At 40.3% G+C, this 19,511-nt stretch carries 19 protein-coding genes; 14 read left to right on the top strand and 5 right to left on the bottom strand.

Features of this window, described 5'->3' with window-relative positions; all coding sequences use genetic code 11:
• Nucleotides 1–98 precede the first annotated feature (98 nt).
• The 5 genes from QOW94_RS05225 to QOW94_RS05205 all read right to left on the bottom strand — a co-directional run bounded on the left by QOW94_RS05225 (nucleotide 99) and on the right by QOW94_RS05205 (nucleotide 3,564).
• Nucleotides 99–464: a YxeA family protein gene (locus QOW94_RS05225; protein WP_283679187.1), complete on the bottom strand. Its 366-nt coding sequence runs from the start codon at nucleotides 462–464 to the stop codon at nucleotides 99–101.
• 13 nt (nucleotides 465–477) lie between these two features.
• On the bottom strand, nucleotides 478–1,506 hold the full coding sequence (locus tag QOW94_RS05220; protein WP_283679186.1) for a YdcF family protein: 1,029 nt from the start codon (nucleotides 1,504–1,506) through the stop codon (nucleotides 478–480).
• Nucleotides 1,507–1,577: 71 nt separating this feature from the next.
• Nucleotides 1,578–1,958, bottom strand: a complete 381-nt coding sequence (locus QOW94_RS05215; RefSeq protein WP_283679184.1) for a hypothetical protein — start codon at nucleotides 1,956–1,958, stop codon at nucleotides 1,578–1,580.
• A gap of 6 nt (nucleotides 1,959–1,964) precedes the next feature.
• A complete protein-coding gene (locus QOW94_RS05210) occupies nucleotides 1,965–2,270 on the bottom strand; it encodes an acetyl-CoA carboxylase (protein WP_283679183.1) in 306 nt (101 codons plus the stop codon).
• On the bottom strand, nucleotides 2,263–3,564 hold the full coding sequence (locus tag QOW94_RS05205) for a Y-family DNA polymerase (protein WP_283679182.1): 1,302 nt from the start codon (nucleotides 3,562–3,564) through the stop codon (nucleotides 2,263–2,265). Before QOW94_RS05205 ends, QOW94_RS05210 begins: the two co-directional genes overlap by 8 nt.
• Before the next feature lie 162 nt (nucleotides 3,565–3,726).
• On the opposite strand from QOW94_RS05205, the gene QOW94_RS05200 reads away from it, so the two are divergent.
• The 14 genes from QOW94_RS05200 (at nucleotide 3,727) to QOW94_RS05135 (ending at nucleotide 19,468) form a co-directional block, all read left to right on the top strand.
• The gene (locus tag QOW94_RS05200) at nucleotides 3,727–4,629 is read left to right on the top strand and encodes a prenyltransferase (RefSeq protein WP_283679181.1); all 903 of its coding nucleotides are present in this window, start codon (nucleotides 3,727–3,729) and stop codon (nucleotides 4,627–4,629) included.
• A 30-nt stretch (nucleotides 4,630–4,659) separates the two neighbouring features.
• Nucleotides 4,660–5,748, top strand: a complete 1,089-nt coding sequence (locus tag QOW94_RS05195) for a hypothetical protein (RefSeq protein WP_283679180.1) — start codon at nucleotides 4,660–4,662, stop codon at nucleotides 5,746–5,748.
• Nucleotides 5,749–5,848: 100 nt separating this feature from the next.
• Nucleotides 5,849–7,027: an iron-containing alcohol dehydrogenase gene (locus QOW94_RS05190; protein ID WP_283679179.1), complete on the top strand. Its 1,179-nt coding sequence runs from the start codon at nucleotides 5,849–5,851 to the stop codon at nucleotides 7,025–7,027.
• Between the two features lie 294 nt (nucleotides 7,028–7,321).
• Complete coding sequence (locus QOW94_RS05185; protein WP_283679178.1) at nucleotides 7,322–8,638, top strand: glycosyltransferase family 2 protein; 1,317 nt, start codon at nucleotides 7,322–7,324, stop codon at nucleotides 8,636–8,638.
• Nucleotides 8,639–9,028: 390 nt separating this feature from the next.
• On the top strand, nucleotides 9,029–10,036 hold the full coding sequence (locus tag QOW94_RS05180) for a zinc-dependent alcohol dehydrogenase family protein (RefSeq protein ID WP_283679177.1): 1,008 nt from the start codon (nucleotides 9,029–9,031) through the stop codon (nucleotides 10,034–10,036).
• A 38-nt stretch (nucleotides 10,037–10,074) separates the two neighbouring features.
• Entirely contained in the window at nucleotides 10,075–10,803 is a 729-nt protein-coding gene (locus tag QOW94_RS05175; protein ID WP_502867246.1) for a DUF6198 family protein, read from the top strand.
• Between the two features lie 10 nt (nucleotides 10,804–10,813).
• Complete coding sequence (locus QOW94_RS05170; protein WP_283679175.1) at nucleotides 10,814–11,203, top strand: VOC family protein; 390 nt, start codon at nucleotides 10,814–10,816, stop codon at nucleotides 11,201–11,203.
• Nucleotides 11,204–11,316: 113 nt separating this feature from the next.
• Nucleotides 11,317–12,285 carry an acrylyl-CoA reductase family protein gene (locus QOW94_RS05165; protein ID WP_283679174.1) on the top strand — a complete coding sequence of 323 codons (969 nt, stop codon included), beginning with the start codon at nucleotides 11,317–11,319 and terminating at the stop codon, nucleotides 12,283–12,285.
• Nucleotides 12,286–12,386: 101 nt separating this feature from the next.
• Nucleotides 12,387–14,519 (top strand): Ig-like domain-containing protein, encoded by a 2,133-nt coding sequence (locus tag QOW94_RS05160; protein ID WP_283679173.1) that lies wholly within the window; start codon nucleotides 12,387–12,389, stop codon nucleotides 14,517–14,519.
• Between the two features lie 145 nt (nucleotides 14,520–14,664).
• Nucleotides 14,665–15,960 carry an NEAT domain-containing protein gene (locus QOW94_RS05155; RefSeq protein WP_283679172.1) on the top strand — a complete coding sequence of 432 codons (1,296 nt, stop codon included), beginning with the start codon at nucleotides 14,665–14,667 and terminating at the stop codon, nucleotides 15,958–15,960.
• Between the two features lie 29 nt (nucleotides 15,961–15,989).
• A complete protein-coding gene (locus QOW94_RS05150; protein WP_283679171.1) occupies nucleotides 15,990–16,865 on the top strand; it encodes an NEAT domain-containing protein in 876 nt (291 codons plus the stop codon).
• A gap of 7 nt (nucleotides 16,866–16,872) precedes the next feature.
• Entirely contained in the window at nucleotides 16,873–17,763 is an 891-nt protein-coding gene (gene isdE / locus QOW94_RS05145; protein ID WP_283679170.1) for a heme ABC transporter substrate-binding protein IsdE, read from the top strand.
• On the top strand, nucleotides 17,764–18,726 hold the full coding sequence (locus QOW94_RS05140) for a FecCD family ABC transporter permease (RefSeq protein ID WP_283679168.1): 963 nt from the start codon (nucleotides 17,764–17,766) through the stop codon (nucleotides 18,724–18,726).
• On the top strand, nucleotides 18,707–19,468 hold the full coding sequence (locus QOW94_RS05135) for an ABC transporter ATP-binding protein (protein ID WP_283679167.1): 762 nt from the start codon (nucleotides 18,707–18,709) through the stop codon (nucleotides 19,466–19,468). Before QOW94_RS05140 ends, QOW94_RS05135 begins: the two co-directional genes overlap by 20 nt.
• Nucleotides 19,469–19,511 lie beyond the last annotated feature (43 nt).

The raw sequence follows: 19,511 nt of genomic DNA, 5'->3' as shown, positions 1-19,511 counted from the left end.
GGATGAAAGCAAAAAAATAGCGATAAATTTCAAGAAAATGAAATTTATCGCTACTTTTTTTCGATTTACCTAGTTATGTCCCAGGCTTTTACAAACGATTAGTCAAGTTTATCCTTAGCAGCCGTTGGCACCTTATTAGCGTCAACTTTTTCCCAGGACAAAACTTCCTTGCGATGTTGGTTATATTTGATCTTTAGATAGGCGTTCTTCTTTAGTGGCCGGTCCAAATCATAACTATTGAACTTAATGTTGTTCTTTTGACCGTCTTTATTATAAGAAGGGAGATTGTAGTGATAGTAAACTGAGCCACTATCACGCTCCATCTTCTTACCATTATTTGTTATCTTGGTGTAGTATTGATCGCCACCATAGTTCTGATTGTAGTAGAAGTAAGCCCCACCAAAAATGCCCAAAAAGATAAGAATTAGAATAATGGTACTTACGCCAAATTTAGATTTTTGCATTATTGTTTCTCCCTTAAACAAGAATTGCGATTGAGATTAGTAAACTGAATAGGACGAGGCCAACGGTAAACCAGCGGTAAATAACTAGTAACGCGATGAACTCCCTTAGTAAAGCACTCGGTAAAAAGTAAAACGAGGTTGGTGCTCCAATGCCATCTGCGTTTAACCCTGCTCGGCGAGCGTAAATAGCTCCACGTAAGACGTGATAGTTATTAGTTGAAAAGACGACTTTAGGGGTTCCCTGGTTGCCTTGTTTTTCCCAATCTTCCATAATCAGTTTTTTTGAGAATAGCATATTTTGGTAAGTGTTTGTTGACTTATCTTCTTCAATAATGATTTCTTTAGGAATACTTTGAGAACGAAGGTATTTTCCCATGGCAAATGCTTCTGACACCGGTTCGTCGGGGCCTTGACCACCGCTGACGACCATCTTGGCCTGAGCTGGTTTGATATCATTTAGATACTCGATGGCCCGATCAAGTCGACTTTGAAGTAATGGTGATATTTTTTCAGAACGAACTCCGGCTCCCAAAGTAATAATGTAGTTAGCAACGTATTTGATTGGCATAACCTGATATAAAAACGAGTAAAACAGGTAGCTAATGAAAATTGTGGAAAATAAAATATCGGTTATCAGCACAAAGAAAATCCCAGCATTGATGATTATTGGAAAGTTTTCCGAGTAGGCAAGAAAAATGTATGCAAGGCCCAAAATAATTAGGGCGTTGACCCCAAAGAATAGAGATAGTTTTGCGGTCATACTCTTACCCTCGCGTTTTTGCATGATGTGGGTGTTTAGAATCATGGAAATTCCAACGGTCATCAAAATTCCCAACAGCCCAAGTAAGACGAACAAAATGATGGTTGACTGGGCTTGAGGAGATGAGGATGATGCTTGGCCAATAAAGTAAACAAACCCTGATAGTAGCAGGTCTATAATACCAACTATTAGAAACACACCAGCAAAGAAGTTGCGGCGGTCAAAGTGGAGAAAGATCAGTGAAATAATTACAAACGCTGTGTTGATTGATAAAAATAGCATTATTTTGCTCCTAACTTTGTAATCTTTCTTTAATTATAAAGGACTTCAGCTGATTTTAAAGAAAGCAGCAACTATTTTGTTAAATTAATATGGCGAATGTCGGAAATTTCGATTGATTCCTGCGTAGATATATATAGGCGGGAGTTGTGGTAGCCAATTATTTCGCCGGTAATGGGCATGGGAAAGGTACCGTTATCGTCCTTGATGTTACTTTGAATTGAGACGGGAATGTGTTTGGTGATTGAAGTATTAATAGTGGTTTCAATATCGGCCATTTCCATTTGCTCAGCTACTTGGTGAGAAACGATGTGGCTACGAACCTCTTTCTGGTGGTTTAGTGCACTGGTATGGTCAGAGAGGTAGTAACCCTGCCACTTGAGCATACCTCGGTCGTGGTAGTAATGGTCGAAGAAGAGTTGGGCTAAATCATCATTAGGTTCATTAGCAGTCATTGTGAATCACTTCCATTGAATCCGTTTGTTGGTTGATGGCCAGCGTAGGCCTTTAAAACCGGCGTAGTATATCGATAGGTTGAGATTTTCTTTGAACAGGCTGATTACTTTTTCGAGGTATTCAAGTCGGTAATTTTTGATTGAATGAAGGGGAACCGACTTTTCTCTCATGCCTCGATGTTGGGAGTGGAAAAAGAAGTTGTATTGTTCATCAAACTGATCGTTAACGACTCTGATCCAGTACCTAGTCTGACTCATGCGCTTAAATAGTGGTTGAATTCGCTCTAACAGAATTTTAACGTCTCTATTCATAAGCGTTACCTCCGTTATGACCACCAACTAGTGACGCCCGGTTGATTGCTGTGCCACCCTTAGTCGTACTTCGGGCGTACACAAGGGACTTGAAGCCAAACTTATCCCGAATCTGATCAACGACTCGGTCAGACTCCTGCTTTTTGATTTGCTGACGGGGATCCATGAAAATATTGAGTTGGCGGCCACTCATTGAACTGAGTTTGCTAGTATAAACGGCGATATTTCTGATGGTTTGGCCTTGCCAGTTATCTTCAAACATCTTGATAAGGTGAGCAACGATTTCTCGATTATCATTAGTGGGATCAATCTTTAGGGAATGGCCGAAGCCACCCCGGCCGTCTTCTTCGCTGGCAGCATACGAAAAGCCGATTCCTAGCGAAAGAACGCCAGCGACTTTATGGTGATGTCTAAGTCGAGAAGCAACCTGTTCGCCAATCTCCTTGATGACCGTTTCGATTTCTTCCTGACTGCGGTAGTCGCGAGGAAGAACTTGAGAGTTACCGATACTGGCTTCTCTGGGTTTGATTCGTTTATGAAGGTTAGTCCGGTCAATTCCCCAGGCCGTTGCATAAAGTTGGGTGCCAATGATTCCCAACTTCTCCTTTAGTAAAAATGGGGAAGCGGCAGCCAGGTCTTTCATAGTATATATTTTGAGGTTATTTAGCCGTTTGGCAGTTCGATTACCGATACCCCAAACATCAGTTAGATTTTCAATTGACCAAATTTTTTCCGGAACGGTACTGTAGTGAATTTCCCCGATAAAGTCTGGGGTATGCTTGGCGTAGATATCTAGAGCGAGTTTAGATTGAACTGGATTATCACCAATACCAACGGTGAGATAAAGACCGAGCTCATCGTGGACGGTTTTTTGAATTAGTTTGGCAACCTCAATGGGGCTATTACCAAACAGTCTCCAAGAGTGGGTCATGTCTAATATCGATTCATCGATTGAATAGGGAACGAGGTCCTCGTCGGCCACAAAGCGCCTAAAGATATCGTTAATTTCTAAATTACGTTCAATGTACAGATTCATTCTGGGAGGGACAACCACTAGCCGTGGGTCTTGGGGGAGGTTTCGCTGCCGGGAAACATTGGCCTTGAGGCCGAACAGCTTTTTAGCCATTGGTGAAGTGGCTAGAATCAGACCACCATTTGTGTTAGCCTGCTCACTCATGACAACTAAGGGAACGGTGAGGGGGTTAAATCCCCGCATTGTGGCTTCAACGCTAGCGTAAAATGATTTGTTATCGATCAAAAAGAACACCCCGTTGGGTTCGTGCGAATAATCCATGTTCTCACCTCCAGAATAATTTACCATTATTGTCGAACATGTGTTCGCATTTGTCAAGATGGTGAGTTAGGGTTTGAGACGAGAGATAGCTGGGGATGGTTTTAATTACTGGAAAAAAACAGTAAAATAGTAATTAAATTAAAAAAGTTAGTGGGGATAAAATTGTCAAAGAGTGTTTTTTTAGAATTGATTGAGGTTAAGTCGTTAACTGCTAGTATCATTCCGTTTATTATCGGAACGTTATTTACTTGGTATAACTATCACACCATTGATCCGGTTAGTGCCGTGCTGTTTTTTGTAGCAATGCTATTGTTTGATGCGTCGGTCAACGTGCTTGATAACTTTAATCACTTCTTGCAGGCGAAGGACGTCGATGAGTACCGAAATGAAACGAACATTGTGGGACGGGCTGGACTATCCAAACCAGTCGTACTGTCAATTTTGATTTCGTTTGTTGGAGTTGCTGGATTGATAGGTCTTTATTTGGTTTATCGAACGGGACTGCCACTGTTGTGGATGGGTATGTTTTGCTTTGCAGTTGGCTTTTTATACACGATGGGGCCAAAGCCAATTGCGGATACCCCGTTTGGTGAGTTCTTTTCTGGCGTGACGATGGGATTTGTAATTACATTAATCGTTGTTTATATCAATACATATTCAGTGTTTGCTTGGGATTGGGCTAGTGTTGGCAAAGTATTCTTAGTGCCATTACCAAACACACTCTGGATTGCTAATATCATGCTAGACAACAATACGTGTGACCTTGATGAAGATATTAAAAATGATCGGCATACAATTGTGTGGTATCTCGGGCGTAAGAACTCCGTCAACCTATTTTTAGGCCTTAACGTACTTGCTTACGTGGCAATTGTTGCGGCGGTGGTTCTGAAGATTGCTCCTTGGACTACCTTATTGGCACTGCTTTCGATTCCGTTAGTTTACAAACAAGCGATGTTGTTTGCTGCTAAGCAGGTAAAAACCGAAACCTTTATCTGTTCTGTTAAGATTTTGGTAATTGGGGGCCTAGCTATGTCACTAAGTTACTGGTTAGGGATTATAATATAGGCGTAAATAATTAAGCATTGAGGGGTTATCATGAATAAATTTTTGATTAAGGTAATGACGGTTGCAGCGTTTGCCATTGGCGGTGGCGCTGTTGTCAGTCAAGCAACTACTGTTCACGCTGCGGCTTATAAGATCGTCAAGACAAAGAAGTACGCTACTAAGACACCGTTTTACTATGCGGGTAAGGGCAACGCGTACATGTGGAATAAGACCCACACTAAGAAGATTCTGAACTTGAAGAATCATCCTGGCACGCAGTGGTATCGTTCTGAAAGTGTAATTATGCAAAACGGTAGCAAGAAGGGCGTCTACTACAAGATGGTGGCTCCTGGGGTTAGAGATCATTCGTGGGATGGCTATGTTGCCAGAAGTTATCTAACTAAGGGTTATGGTCCAAATTATGTCGGTCAGTACAGGATTGGCTTTTATAAGTTAAACGAAGATACCCAATATAAAGTTTTGAGTAAGAGTAGTAATAAGAAGACAACGGTTACCATCCCAAAGGGAACTATCTTGGGTGGGCAAAGTTGGATTCAAAACCAAAAAGTCTATTATCAACTAAACTTACAGACGGCAAGTCATGAGTTGCGGGATCAACTGGGAGTTTCTGATGCAATTCAAACTGTGTCTAACGTGCTATCCACTGATGTTCTTAAGAGAACAGCACCTTCGTACTTGACAGCGTTATCTCAACCAGACTATGTGGTTGATAATAATACTGGTGGTGTTTCTAAGTCTTATAGTATTTGGAAAAACCAACTTATTAGTGGTAGTAGTGATGTCATTTGGTCTTCAAAGATGACGATGTTAAGAACTACAACTGATGGGTATGTTGAAACGTATGATAACGTTACAACTGATGGAATAACTTATAAAAAACCTAGCTTACCAACTGCTAGTCAAAAGATAACTAAGGCAGTGCGGGAAGGAAACACGATTGTGTTGTATTATGCTAATCATTTAGCCGGAATTTCAGATGAAAAAATCGGTGATTCTGGGGATGAACAGTATAAATTGGCGATTAGAAAACTAGGCCCAGATACTGACAATAAGTACACAGCAATTGACAACTACTTAGTTGGCGGTCAAGAGTACCATGCTGGGTTTGTTGGCTATTAGTGGAAAAAACTGAGAAGCAATTCTCAGTTTTTTTCTCGCTTATATAGGTCTTAAATGTGATATGGTGTACAATGTCTTTACGCATATGAGGAGGAACATCATGGAAAACTTTAGATTTCACAACGCAACTGACATCAGATTTGGCACGGACCACATTGATAACGAATTAAATGATGCAGTTTCAAAGTTTGGTAATAACGTATTATTTGTTTATGGCGGACAATCAATTAAGAAATCTGGTTTGTATGATCGGGTTTTGAAGTTGTTGGCAGGCAAGAATATCGTTGAACTCCCAGGGGTTGAACCTAACCCAAAGATTGAATCAGTTAGGGAAGGCCAACGGCTTGCTAAGGAAAATGACATTGACGTTATTTTAGCAGTTGGTGGTGGTTCTGTTATTGATGCTAGTAAAGTAATTGGCTCGGCCCGTTACTACGATGGTGATCCATGGGATCTAGTATTGGATGGCCAAAAGCGCTTTGAAATTGATCAGTTACCACTGATTGATATTTTGACGCTATCAGCAACTGAATCAGAAATGAACGTTGGTTCAGTTATTACTAATCCAGAAACTCACCAGAAATTTGGTGTTGGCGGACCTAACTCACCAGCAGTTTCGTTCCTTGACCCAACCCTGACTTACACCGTTCCAGCTAGGCAAACGGCTGCTGGTTCAATGGATATCTTTAGTCATCTGTGTGAACAGTATTTTGACCGAGCTGAAAATAACGATGCAACTAAGGGCATGATTGAAGGCTTAATGAAATCCGTAATCAAGTGGGCACCAGTTGCAATCAAGGAACCCGAAAATTATGATGCTAGAGCTAACCTTATGTGGACAGCCACAATGGCTCTCAATGGTATCGTTGGCGAGGGTAACGTTAATGACTGGACTGTTCACCCACTAGAACATGAATTGTCGGCGTTTTATGATATTACCCATGGGGTTGGCCTTGGAATCTTAACCCCAAGATGGATGCATTACTGCTTGCGGGACCAAACGACAATTCCGTTGTTTGCCCGATTTGCCAGAAACGTTTGGAATATTCAAGAAGATGATGATACTACAGCGGCTGGTTTTGCATTGCAATCAACTAGAGAATGGATCACTTCTCTAGGATTTGAAATGACACTACCAGAGGTTGGCATTGAGGACGAAGTTCACTTTGACGAGATGGCAAAGAGTGCCGTTAAGACAGGTAACTTAACTAAAGATGCTTACGTCAAACTGGATGAAGATGCAGTTAAAGATATCTATCGAAACTCAATGATTAAATAAGACTAATATTTCTAATTTTAGCGACCAGTGAAAGCTGGCCGCTTTTTTGTTTGGGCATTATTTTAGGAACACAATTACTCCGAAATAGCGTTGCCAATTCAGCAATATCTGGTTTGTATTATATTTCACTTTTGTTATATGTAAATGGTTAGGTTCACCGATTCTAAAATTAGAAAGATGCAACTAAATGATAAAAAATATATAACCAACACTTTGACTTGAAGTGTCATTGTGCTTAGGGGGAGTAGTGGATATAGTTATATTTGCGCGCAAGTTTATGCTAAGGAAGCAAATATGTTTTTTATCAAACTTGTATCTACGATTTTAACCTGTTATATCTTTTTATATATGGTTTATTACAACTTAATTTCTCTAAAGACGTACTTTGGAAAGTCGGAAACAGTTAGGCGAAGAACTCCAACTCGCAAGTTTTTGGTAGTTATCCCAGCCCATAATGAAGAAGCTGTTATTGATATTCCCGTCAAAGATCTGCTAGCCCAAAAGTATCCAAAAGAACTTTACGATGTGTATGTGATTGCAGATCGCTGCTCAGACAGAACTGCTCAAATTGCGGCGACTGAAGGGGCAAAAGTGATAACCTCGGAAATGTATCCTGATTTTATCCGTTGGGGAATTGGTAAATCGAGTACCCTTGATTTTGGAATCAATAATATTGAGAACGTAAGGGACTATGACTATTTGGTCGTTATTGATAGTGATAATCGGGTTTCTCCTAATTTTCTCCAGCGGTTTAATGACTATGCAATTGAACTGAATAACCCTGAGGCAATGCAAGGTGCGTTGAAGTCAAAAAAAGGGCAAGGAATAATCAACGATGGCCTTAATCTTTCGTTCATGAGAGCTCACCATTTTCAACAACTCCCTGAAAGTAAGTCAGGGGCTGCATCACTATTAGGAACGGGCTTTGCCACTCGAATGGATGTTGTTTTGATGAATGATGGCTTTCGATTCAAAACGCTAGTTGAAGATGAGTATGAAGAGCTACTGATTCTCTCCCACGGCGGTGACATTAAGTATGTTGCTGATGCGTATGTAGAAAATGAAAACTATTCTGAATTGAAGCAAGCTACTAGGGGACTAACTCGGTGGTCACGGGGATCGTTTGAATGCTTTTTGAGGTTCTTTGGGTTGGCGTTGCTCAATATCCTGACGGCTCCAACCATTAAAAATTTTCACGTGTTTTGCAGAATCAGTACTCTCTCCAAGGCTTTACAAATCAACGTATTAATCATCATGAACCTAATCACATTCATAACTAATCACGTAATTAAGCTAGAAATGGCGTTTACGTGGTTCACGGAGCAGCAATTGATGGTGATTTTGATATTAAACTGCTTGATGGCGTTAAATCTAATTGTTATTGAGTCAGTCTACATTTTGAAGAGAGATAATGGAATGCTAAAAACCGGTTTACTTATTTTTAGGGCTTATGTATTTCAGATTTACTATCAGATAATCAATGTCTGGGCAGTATTAACGTTCTTCAAGAAGAAGTGGATCGTTACGAATCATGGGCACACAAACGAAGTTAAAACTAAAGAAGCAGTAGCTGAAAAGATTCATAAACTACCAGCGGTGAACATAAAATAAATAATCAAATAGTATTAAGTGCTGAGGTGGGCCAAATTGGATTGGTGCCTCAATTAACTTAATACTATTTTTTGCTTTAAAAATATTTTTCAAAAAAGATAAAATAATAGTTTGTGGAAGTTGAAAACAGGTTAATATAGGTGAATTCATGACTTTTTTCACAAAGTTGATGTAAAGCTTTTTCATAGTCAAATTTCTTTGGCTGAAGCTTTAAAAGGCGGTGCGTAGGCTTTAATTAGTGATTATCATGGTTACGCAAACGATTGTCGTAATCTTTGACAAACGTTTGCGTAGATGTTAATCTTAATTCCGTTAAATAAATGAGTTGATTTTTACACGGGATTGCTCACTTATTCTCAAATTAAGCTAATTTTATGGAGGCATTTTATAATGGAAGCACTAGTATTAACTGGAACAAAGAGTTTAGAACTTGAAGACGTTAAGGCACCAGAATTAAAGCCAAACGAAGTATTGATCAACACAGCATACGCTGGTATTTGTGGAACTGACCACGCCCTTTATGCAGGACTACCAGGTTCAGCTGATGCTGTTCCTCCAATCGTCCTTGGTCACGAAAACTCAGGGGTTGTTGCTGAAGTTGGTTCTGAAGTTACTAACGTTAAGCCAGGCGATCGCGTTTCAGTTGACCCTAACATCTACTGTGGCCAATGTGAATTTTGTTTAACTGACCGTCCAGAATTATGTGACAACTTATCAGCTGTTGGTGTTACTAGAGATGGTGGTCTTGAAAAGCAATTCACTGCCCCAGCTTCAGTTGTATACCAAGTTCCTGACAACGTTTCATTAAAGGCTGCTGCAACTGTTGAACCAATTTCATGTGCCGTTCATGGTATCAAATTGTTGAAGTTGACTCCATACCAAAAAGCTTTGGTTATCGGTGATGGTTTCATGGGTCAATTGTTTGTTCAAATCTTGCAAGCATACGGTGTTCACCAAGTTGACCTTGCCGGAATCAACAAAGAAAAATTAGCTAGAAACAAAGAAATGTTTGGCGCAACTAACACTTACTACACTAAAGAAGAAGCTATCCCAGCTGATTACGATGTTGTTATCGAAGCCGTTGGTATGCCTCAAACTCAAGAACAAGCAATTAACGCAACCAAGAAGGGTGCTCAAGTATTGATGTTCGGTGTTGGTAAGCCTAGCCAAACTTTCACTATGAACACTTACGAAGTATTCCAAAAGCAATTAACTATCCAAGGTTCATTCATTAACCCTTACTCATTCAAGGATTCTCTTGCAATGCTTTCAAGTGGTAAGTTGAACGTTGAAGATCTTATCAGCCACGAACTTACTTTGGACCAAGTTGAAGACTTCGTTGAAGGTCGGATTCAAAACGTAAGTAAGGCCGTTGTTAAGGTTAGCGACGAGAAATAAGGTGACTGGTAATGGCAGATAATTCGCAAGGTTTAGACATGAAAGAAGAAAAATCACTTTCAGCGTCAAAGGCAACATTTTACTTTGTTATTTCCTTGATTATCAACTCAGCTGGTAACGTGTTGACTTTGGTTACGAGTACGAAAATCCACCCATCATTTTTAGGGTCGGCTTACTGGACAGCTGCTGAAGCTAATCTAGGGGTTGCCTTACACTGGAATTTATTCTGGGCATTCTTGATTTTAGGAATGTTGATCTCAGTATTGAACGCAGTGTTGGTTGGTAAGTTTGATGTCAAACGGATTTTGGGAAACTTGATCTTCATGGTTCCCTTCTCCGCAATGATTCAAATTTTTGAGGATTTCTTCCTTGGTAAGTACCCAATCTTTAGCGGTCTTCCAGATGCAAAGGGACCATGGATGGTAGCATTCTATGTTCTTCTTAACTTCTTCGGAGTAGCTTTGATTGGTACAGCCATCTCAATTTACCAACGAGTTAACTTTGTGCTTCATCCAGCTGATGATTTGATGCAAATTCTTCGCTTTAAGTACTTTAAGGGTAGAGCAGCTTGGGCGATGTGGGCATCATACATTCCACCTACATTGATGGCGATTATTGCAATCATCATCACGCGTCAATTTACGAACTTTGGTCTTGGAACCATCTTTGCTTTCTTATTCCAAGGAGCAATTACTGGTTGGGCTGATATTCATGTATTCTCAAAATTAAAACACCAAAAACTTGATGTTGGAAAAGAAATTAAGTGAGGTTATTAAAATGAGTTTAAACGATCATATTACAGGAATCCAACACGTTGGTATTCCAACTGATAACATTGAAAAAACAATTGAATTTTACAAGTCTTTAGGATTTGAACAAGCAGGCTTATTCTTGAATGGTGAAAACCGTTGTGCATTTATGCGCTTTGGCAATTTGACTATTGAAACATGGGAAGGCGATCCAGTCACTAAAAAAACTGGGGCAATCAACCATATCTCTATGAACACAACGGATGTTGAAAAAGCATTCGCTGAAGCGAAGGAAATGGGCCTCAACATGGTTAACGATGAAATTCAATCAATTCCTAGTTTCTGGGACAACGGAATTAAGTTCTTTAATATCCTTGGACCAAACGAAGAAACAATCGAGTTTTGTCAGATTCTATAATCTAAATAATAATTATTGACACACATAAAGAAAGTCCGAATTTATTCGGGCTTTTTTTGTTTTGATATTTTTAGGTATAATAGAACAGTAAAAAAGAAAGTGGGGATTTAGTTATGAATCAATTCAAGGCACTAGTAGTTAATGAAGTTGATGGTAAGGTTGAGCCAAAAATTGAAAGCGTATCCATTGATGAACTTTCAGCTGGCAACGTTATTGTTAAGATTAACTACTCTTCGATTAACTACAAAGATATGCTAGGGGTTCAAACGAATGGCGGGGTAATTCGGACCTATCCAATGATTCCGGGAATCGATTTTAGTGGCCAAGTGGTTGAATCAGGGGATAGTGCATTTAAACCTGGGGATGATGTTCTACTCACGGGATATAAAGTGGGAATGAGTCATACCGGTGGTTTTGCGGAATACGCACGGGTGCCCGCGGAATGGCTAGTTAAAATGCCAGCTGACATGACATCCAGGCAGGCAATGACCTTTGGAACGGCTGGGTTTACAGCTGCTTTGTGCATCCAAAAGTTGTTGGCAAATGGAATGAAGCCTAGCCATCGGGTTTTGGTCACCGGAGCAACGGGAGGCGTTGGAAGTGTTGCTGTCAGAATTTTGAAGAAGCTTGGATTCGGAAACGTGGCCGGGTTGGTTAGAAATTTCAACAAAATTGATAATGACGTTAGAATCAACTGGGTTGGTAGTGGCCGGTATGAAGCAGAGACGAAGCCACTGGGGGAGCAGGAGTTTGATTATGTTGTTGACTCGGTTGGTGGATCGGTATTAGCAAAAATCCTTCCTCACATTAGTTATGGTGGAGCGGTTGCGACCTGTGGAAATGCAGCAGGAGTCAAGCTAGAAACAACGGTATTCCCGTTTATCCTCAGAGGAGTTAGTTTGCTTGGAGTAGATTCGGTCTTTGCAGGGATGGATCAAAGGCGGGAGGTATGGTCAAAACTGGCCAATGAGTGGAACGTCAGTGATGAAATTAACGTTGAAGTTGTCCACTTTAGTGATATTCAAGAAGCGCTTAAAGGATTTAAACAGAAGAAAAGTAATAGGTATATAGTGATGTTTTGATAAATAAAATTTGCATCATATAGTTTGTTATTAATTTATCAATTTATTACAATTGGGGTGTAGTCGAGTAAGTACAGAATACTATCCAAGGGGGGATGGGTATGAGAGAAAAGCTCCAGAGAATAATTCTGGTCTGTTTGACAGTGATTGTCGGCGTGCTGTCATTCATTAGTTTATCGGCAAGGGCTGATACTCCTGCTGTCACGGGGACTGACACGCCTGCAGTGGTGTCAACGAGAGCGGGCCCAAGTTCTACTGATACAACAAGTAATTCAGTGACTGTGAGTGAACCACAAAAGCAATCCAATGATGGGGAAGCTGAGCAAGCAGTAACTGAACAGCAAACTGCGCCTAGTACTGATACCACGGTGCCAGCTACAACTAGTACAGCACAGACTGATCACCAGACATCGGTCACCGAACCAGTGACTGAGGATACTGTTGCTAATCAAAGCGATGCTCAAAGTCAACCTAACGTAGTTCAACCGAAGGCAACAGCTACGAACGCCCAAGTAGGCGAAACTACGAATAATGATGTGCAAAGTCGAACTGATCCTACTTATTACAATTCTGAGTATGTGGCTGAGAATGATGGTGGTAGTCAAAATATTCAAGCAACTAAGGATGATCAGCAGAAGGGTGCATCGAATACCAAAAAAGATGCAAGCAACATTATCACGAATGTTGTTGTTTCTTCGACAGATGATAAAGCTGATAGTATTAAGGGAAAGGCAGTCGATGGCCGAGATAGTTTTTACGTCCACTATGACTGGGATGTAGGAACTGCAAATCCTGGCGATAAGTATACGATCGACTTGCCTAAAGAGCTTGAAGCTGTTAATAATGGCAACATTATAATGGCTGATTCTAACAGTAAAGAAACGTATGCAATCGGGGTTATTAAAAATAATCAAATTGAAATTACGTTCCAAGATGCTGTGAAGGATAAGCAAAACGTTAAGGGCTATTTTTATATTGCCGCTGATGTCAATAAAAAGATTGTGACTGAAGGTAAGGATAAAGAACAAAGCAAGTTTCCAACTACTTTAGCCTTTGACACAAAGACCGGGCAACAAAATATTGATGTCACTTTTGAATACCCAATCAGCAGTGGTGGGGGTGAAAGCAGCGGAAATAGTTACCTATGGAAAAGCGTTGCGGGTCAGATAAAAGACCCTAACACTAACCAGTACACGGGCCGAGTTGGATTCTACATTTCCGTAAATAAAAATGGTGAAAAAACTAGAACTGGAATTAGTATTACTGATAAATTCAAGGGAAAGTATAAATTTTTGCCAGATTCGGTAACAATCAACTACAAAGATAAAGATGGCAAACAGGTTTATAAAGACAATAATGGTGCTTCATTCACCTTAAATTCTGTTAATAATCAGAATGGTGGGGAGTTTACGATTAATCTTAACGAAGCGCTGTACGCAAAAACAAGCCCAGAAGCTCAAAAGGGTGGCATTGTAAATGCTGTTATTTATTTTGAAGTTGAAGCAACAGACTTTGATAGCTATGTTGTAGGGCAAAAATTAGATGAACTTGCCTTTTTTGATAACTATCAGGTGTCAATGAAGTCTACTGAGTATGGCATTGAAGATGGTCATACCACAACCTATTCAGGCTTGAAGACTAATAAAACTACTTCTGGAGGAGGAGCTGAGGGTGATAAGGACAAAGAGCCTGTTACCCCACCAACCGAAGATCCTAAGAAACCAAACGATCCAGAGACTGAAAAGCCAAACATTCCAAATGAACCAAATACGGAGAAGCCAAACGTACCCGGTGACCCAGAAACTGAGAAGCCAAACATTCCAAATGAACCAAATACGGAGAAACCAAACGTACCTGGTGACCCAGAGACTGAGAAGCCAAACATTCCAAATGAACCGGAAACAAGTAAGCCAAACGTTCCGAGTGAATCCGTAACTGACAAGAAAGCTACTGAGGATACTCCAACTGTTTTGACTAAGCAGTACAGAGATTCTGCAGTTCCAGCAATTACAACTGCAATGGCAGTTAAGCCAAGTTATGTTCAGCCAGAATCAAAAACAATGAATATGAGTAATGCTGAACCAACTGTTAATGCTGCTACTCCAGTCACAAAGCAAAGCATGTTGCCACAAACTGGTGATAAGCAGAATAAGCAGCTTAGTTTGGTTGGAATTGTAATGTTAGTAATGGCATCAGGGATGATGACGATTTGGTTTAAGAAACGCGAAAATTAGTCAAAAGGAAGTCAGATTTTACATCTGGCTTTTTTATTTTGACTTCGTGTAAAAAAATGATGCTCATGAAACCATTTTCAATCATTAATGATAAAATAAATAGTGAACAATCTATTATTGGAATATTTCATTGGGAGGGATCATCATGAATAAAAGAAAGTTCAAGGGTTTATTAGCAATTATAACTACTGCTATTGTGTGCTTACTAGGGATTGCGGGGGCAAATGCTAGTGAGGCATCTTTGGCTGACGGAGAATATACCGTACCAGTCCAGCTACAAAAATCGGGTGAGAATACAGTATCTGCGGCTAATCAATTTTTCTCACCAACTGCAGATGTAACCGTTAGTTCAGGTACATATTTGGTTACGTTGACCACAAACGGAGCTAGTTACATCAAGGGGATGACGGTGAATGGGAATGCCGTTACAGAGGCTCCCGTATCGAAAACTACGGCTAAACTTGGCTTTACGCTAAGCAGTGAGCAAACCGTAGTTCCAGTTGGGTTTAGTTTAGTAACTCCAATGGGAAGCATGAACCAAAAGGCTGATCTCAAATTGGACTTTGCAGGTGCAGTAAAGATTAAGGATGCTACGCCATCAACACCTTCAGAAAATACAAATTCAGCAGGTAGTCAGAGTACAGCAGGCCAAGGAACAACGATTACAACGGTCAGCGGTAACTCAGCTGCTACAACAACTACGACAGATCAAACTACTCCAACTATCGCCCAAATTTTTGAAAATAGTCGGGGCTGGTTGAATGGAATCAATAATACAATGTTGCTAAATGCGGAACTTAACCAGGCTAAGAATGAAAGTCAACCTGTTTCAACTCCAGCAACACCAACTGTAAAGGCTGAGGAAACAAAACCTGCTGCCAAGAAGGTTGTTAAAAAAGTTACTAAGAAGACGGTCAAGAAGACTACAAAAAAGGCTACCAAGAAGGCCACAAAAAAAACTTCAAAGAAATCAACCAAAAAAGTAGCAAAGAAACGGACTAAGAAAGCAACAAAGAAAAATCATGTAGCTACGGTAACTAATCTTGCAGATTTTAAAACAACTAGTGCTACCAAGAGAGTAAAGTATACTGTTTTGCAAGCTACTAACAATAAAAAATCAGAAGCTAACAAATACTTTACCCACGTTGCTAATGTGAAGAAGAGTGGCAATCACTATAACGTATTCTTATACGTAAGTTACAAGAAGAATCTAAAATTAGGATCGAGAGCTGTAATCCCAGTTTCAATTAACGGTGGTAGAGCTAAAGCAGTCAAATATGGATCAACCAAGAGCAACTACACTGTCAGATATGGATTTACAGTTAAGTCACTTAACAAGGTTTCTAGAAAAGTTGTTAATGGTAAGATTCACGTGAAAGTCCCATACATGAACATTAGCCAAACATTTGGCGTGAGATTTAAGTTTGCTAGAGTAGCTTAATTATTAGAGTTGATTGAGGGGGAACGACAATGAAAAGAATTAGCCAATTAGGTGGAGGAATTCTTTGGTTGCTGGCCTTTCTGTTATTTGGGGTTGTTACTGCAAGTGCCAAGAGTGTTGATTATCAAGCGTTAAAGTACGGAACCAATCAGACTTCGATGGCGAGTGGGTACTTTGTTCATCCGGCAAAAGTGACTGTGGCTGGTGGTAAGTACAGAGTGGTGATGGACATTAAGACCGCCAAAAACCTTAGTTCGTTTCCAGTTAAGGTGCTGAGCGTGGCGGGTGGTCAACCAGCTAAAATAAAGAAGGTAAAGGATAAGGCTGGTAATTCGCATTTGTTTTTCTCGTTTTACACGGCTAACTTAAGGCGGAGGGTTAACGCTAAATTAGCGATTGACGTCCCAAAGGTTTATAAGGCGCATCACTTTATCTCGTTTAAATTTAAAGCAAATGAATTGCCATCAATCGCTAAACCAAAAACTGAGACCGCACATGCTAGAAAGAGTCCGGTGGTGAAAGTGACTACGCATAAGCGTAAGGTGGCAAACCAGTCCAAGCCGACGCCAAAGGTGACTAAGCAGAAGAAGAGGGTGGCTAAAAAGCAGAGTCAGCCAGCAAAAAGCAATAATAATGCTGATAAACAATCTAAGCCAGCCAAACATCACTCAACACAAAGTGATCAACCTAAGGAAAAAAAGAATAAAAGTAACTCACCAAAGGATAAAAAAGCTACTACTCAAAAGAAAGTTTCAAAGAAATCACCTACTAAGAAGAATGATCGAGTAAAGCCAAGCAAAGAAAAAAAGAAATCGGGGACTAAACCCTTGATTATTAGTAGTGCCGCAGCTGGGGTAATCCTAGTGGGGCTTGGGGGCTATTTATTCTATCGTCATAAGAGGTAATTAAAATATGGAATCGCGAAAAATTGCGATAGTAAGTATCGCCGTCATTGCCATTATTGGTGTTTTTGGCGGCGTATTTGCTATCCAAAATTCAAGTAAATCGTCAGCAAAACGACCGCGAATCGTTGCCACGACGTTTGCAATCACTCAAATTGCTAATCGGCTGAAGCTACCACTGGTTGGGGTACCTACAACTGAAAATAAAATACCTAGTCGTTACGCAAAGGTAACTAAAATTGGGAGTCCAATGAGTCCAAGCGCTGAAAAGATCGCATCTCTAAAGCCAACGGCAGTATACTCAGTCGATGTTTTAAAGGATCAATTTGGAAAGTCATTTAAGCAACAGCATATTAAGCCATACTTCCTCAATCTATCATCGGTTTCAAAACTTCAACAGACAATTACCTTAATGGGAAATCGTTACGACCGAAAGTCAGAAGCCAATGACGCGAATAAGTCGATCGATGCTGCGATTGCCAAGGCAAAGCAAAAAGCAGACCAGCGAAAAGTTCAGCCTCGAGTACTTGTGTTGATGGGACTGCCCGGGGCTGGGTATATGATAGCTACTAATAAATCATATGTTGGTAATCTAGTTCAAATTGCCGGCGGGAAGAACGTTTTTGAGTCAAAAACTCAAGAGTATATTCAGCCAAGTGATGAAATGATCGCTAAAAAACGGCCACAGGTTATTTTGCGGTTAGAGCATGCAATGCCAGCTATGGTTACCAAGCAATTTCAGACTGAGTTTAAACAAAATCCGATTTGGAAAGCGACACCAGCGGTAAAGGCTAGGAGAGTTCATGACCTTCAGGAACCAAATTTTGACGCTACTGCAAATATGAATGTGGCTAAGGCACTGCAACTTGTTTCCAGTTGGCTTCAAGTGGATGGTGATTAGATGAAGAAACGGGAAAGATTGAGTTACGTAGGAATTTTAGTTTTACTCGTTATAACGATTGCAATTTCACTTATTTTAGGTGCCCAGACAATCAGTTTTAAGCAGTTGATAAGTGGCATATCCGGTGGCTCATCAACAGAAATGAATGTAATTATGGCCGTTCGGGTGCCAAGAATTATCGTTACTTTAATCAGTGGCGGGATGCTGGCAGTTGCTGGTGCGCTAAGTCAATCAGTTTTTAGAAATCGGTTAGCTGATCCCTCAATCCTGGGAGTAGCTAGTGGCGCCGAACTAGCAATCTTGTTAGGTGCGTTTATCCTACCAGGGCTTGCTGTTGGGAAAATTATTTTTGCCATTATTGGTGGAATTGTTGCCTTACTATTACTGATGACAAAGGATAACTTAAGAACACCGTATCGATTGATTATTGTTGGGGTTGCTCTCAACATAGTTTTTGTCGGAATTACGCAATTATTTTCTAATGGTACTTCAGGCAGTTCTAGTTCTTTTAATGGCGTGACTTGGAATGAAGCTTGGCTCGTGATGGTAGTTGGGTTGATAAGTCTGCTTATGGCAGTGATCTTATCACCATGGGCAAACTATCTAAAACTGTCAGACGATAAATTAGCTACTATTGGTTTGTCAGTAATCACAATCAGAGTCACGTTACTTACAGTTATTATTTTATTAACAAGTGGAGTAGCAAGTGTGGTTGGCACGATTCCGTTTATCGGGATTATTGTGCCAAACCTAGGCCGCAGCTTAGTTGGTCGGGATTATCAGACTTTAGTACCATTCTCAATGTTAAGTGGTGCGTGGTTGCTACTATTGGTTGACACGGTTGGACGCTTAGTTGTCCTACCCAGCGAGATTTCAGCCGCAACGATTATGACGGTTGCTGGTGGCATCTTTCTAATTTGGCTGATTCAGAGGGGGAAGTTGAATGAAATTAACCAACGTTGATTATAGTTATCAAGCCGGAAAGCCGTTCATAGCAAATGCCACCGCTGAAATCCAGGTTGGCAAAATAACTTCGATAATTGGACCAAACGGGGCCGGCAAATCCACTCTGCTTAAATTGTTAACTGGCCAAATTAAACCAACTGCTGGTAAAGTTGAAATCAATGACACGCCAATTGATGAATTGACGGCTAGGCAACGGGCTCAGAAGATTGCCGTTGTTGCTCAACAGAATATGGTTTATGATGACTTGACGGTATCGGAAGCTGTGAAAACCGGACGAATTCCTTATCATAGTACGCTTTCTGTGATTGATGACGAGGAGATTGACCCGTTTCTAGAAATTACTAGTCTGACAAAGTATCGGGACAAATCAGTTGGTAGTTTATCGGGTGGTCAACAACAACGGGTCTGGCTAGCAGCTGCTATCGCCCAGGAACCAGATTATTTATTTTTGGACGAACCAACCACGTACTTGGATATTCGCTATCAAAAGAGATTGATGACTTTTATCAAGCAGTTGAACCGAACGGAAAAACTAACGGTGATTTTAGTATTACATGATATCAATCAGGCATTTAAAATTAGTGATAATATTTTGATGATGGCGGCTGGTAAAATCGTGGCTGTTGGTCCAAAAAATCAATTAATGACCAGAAATAAGCTGATGGATTTATACCAGACAAAGATTACCCAAGTTGAAGTACCCGATTTTGGTAAATACTTTATCGAAATTCCAGACTGATTTTTTAGTAGGAATAGATGGCTCTGAGTTGTGATTAATCACA

It is taken from the genome of Lentilactobacillus sp. Marseille-Q4993, assembly GCF_951230165.1.
In the GTDB taxonomy this organism is placed as follows: Bacteria; Bacillota; Bacilli; order Lactobacillales; family Lactobacillaceae; genus Lentilactobacillus.
This window is presented reverse-complemented; position numbering and strand designations above follow the sequence as displayed.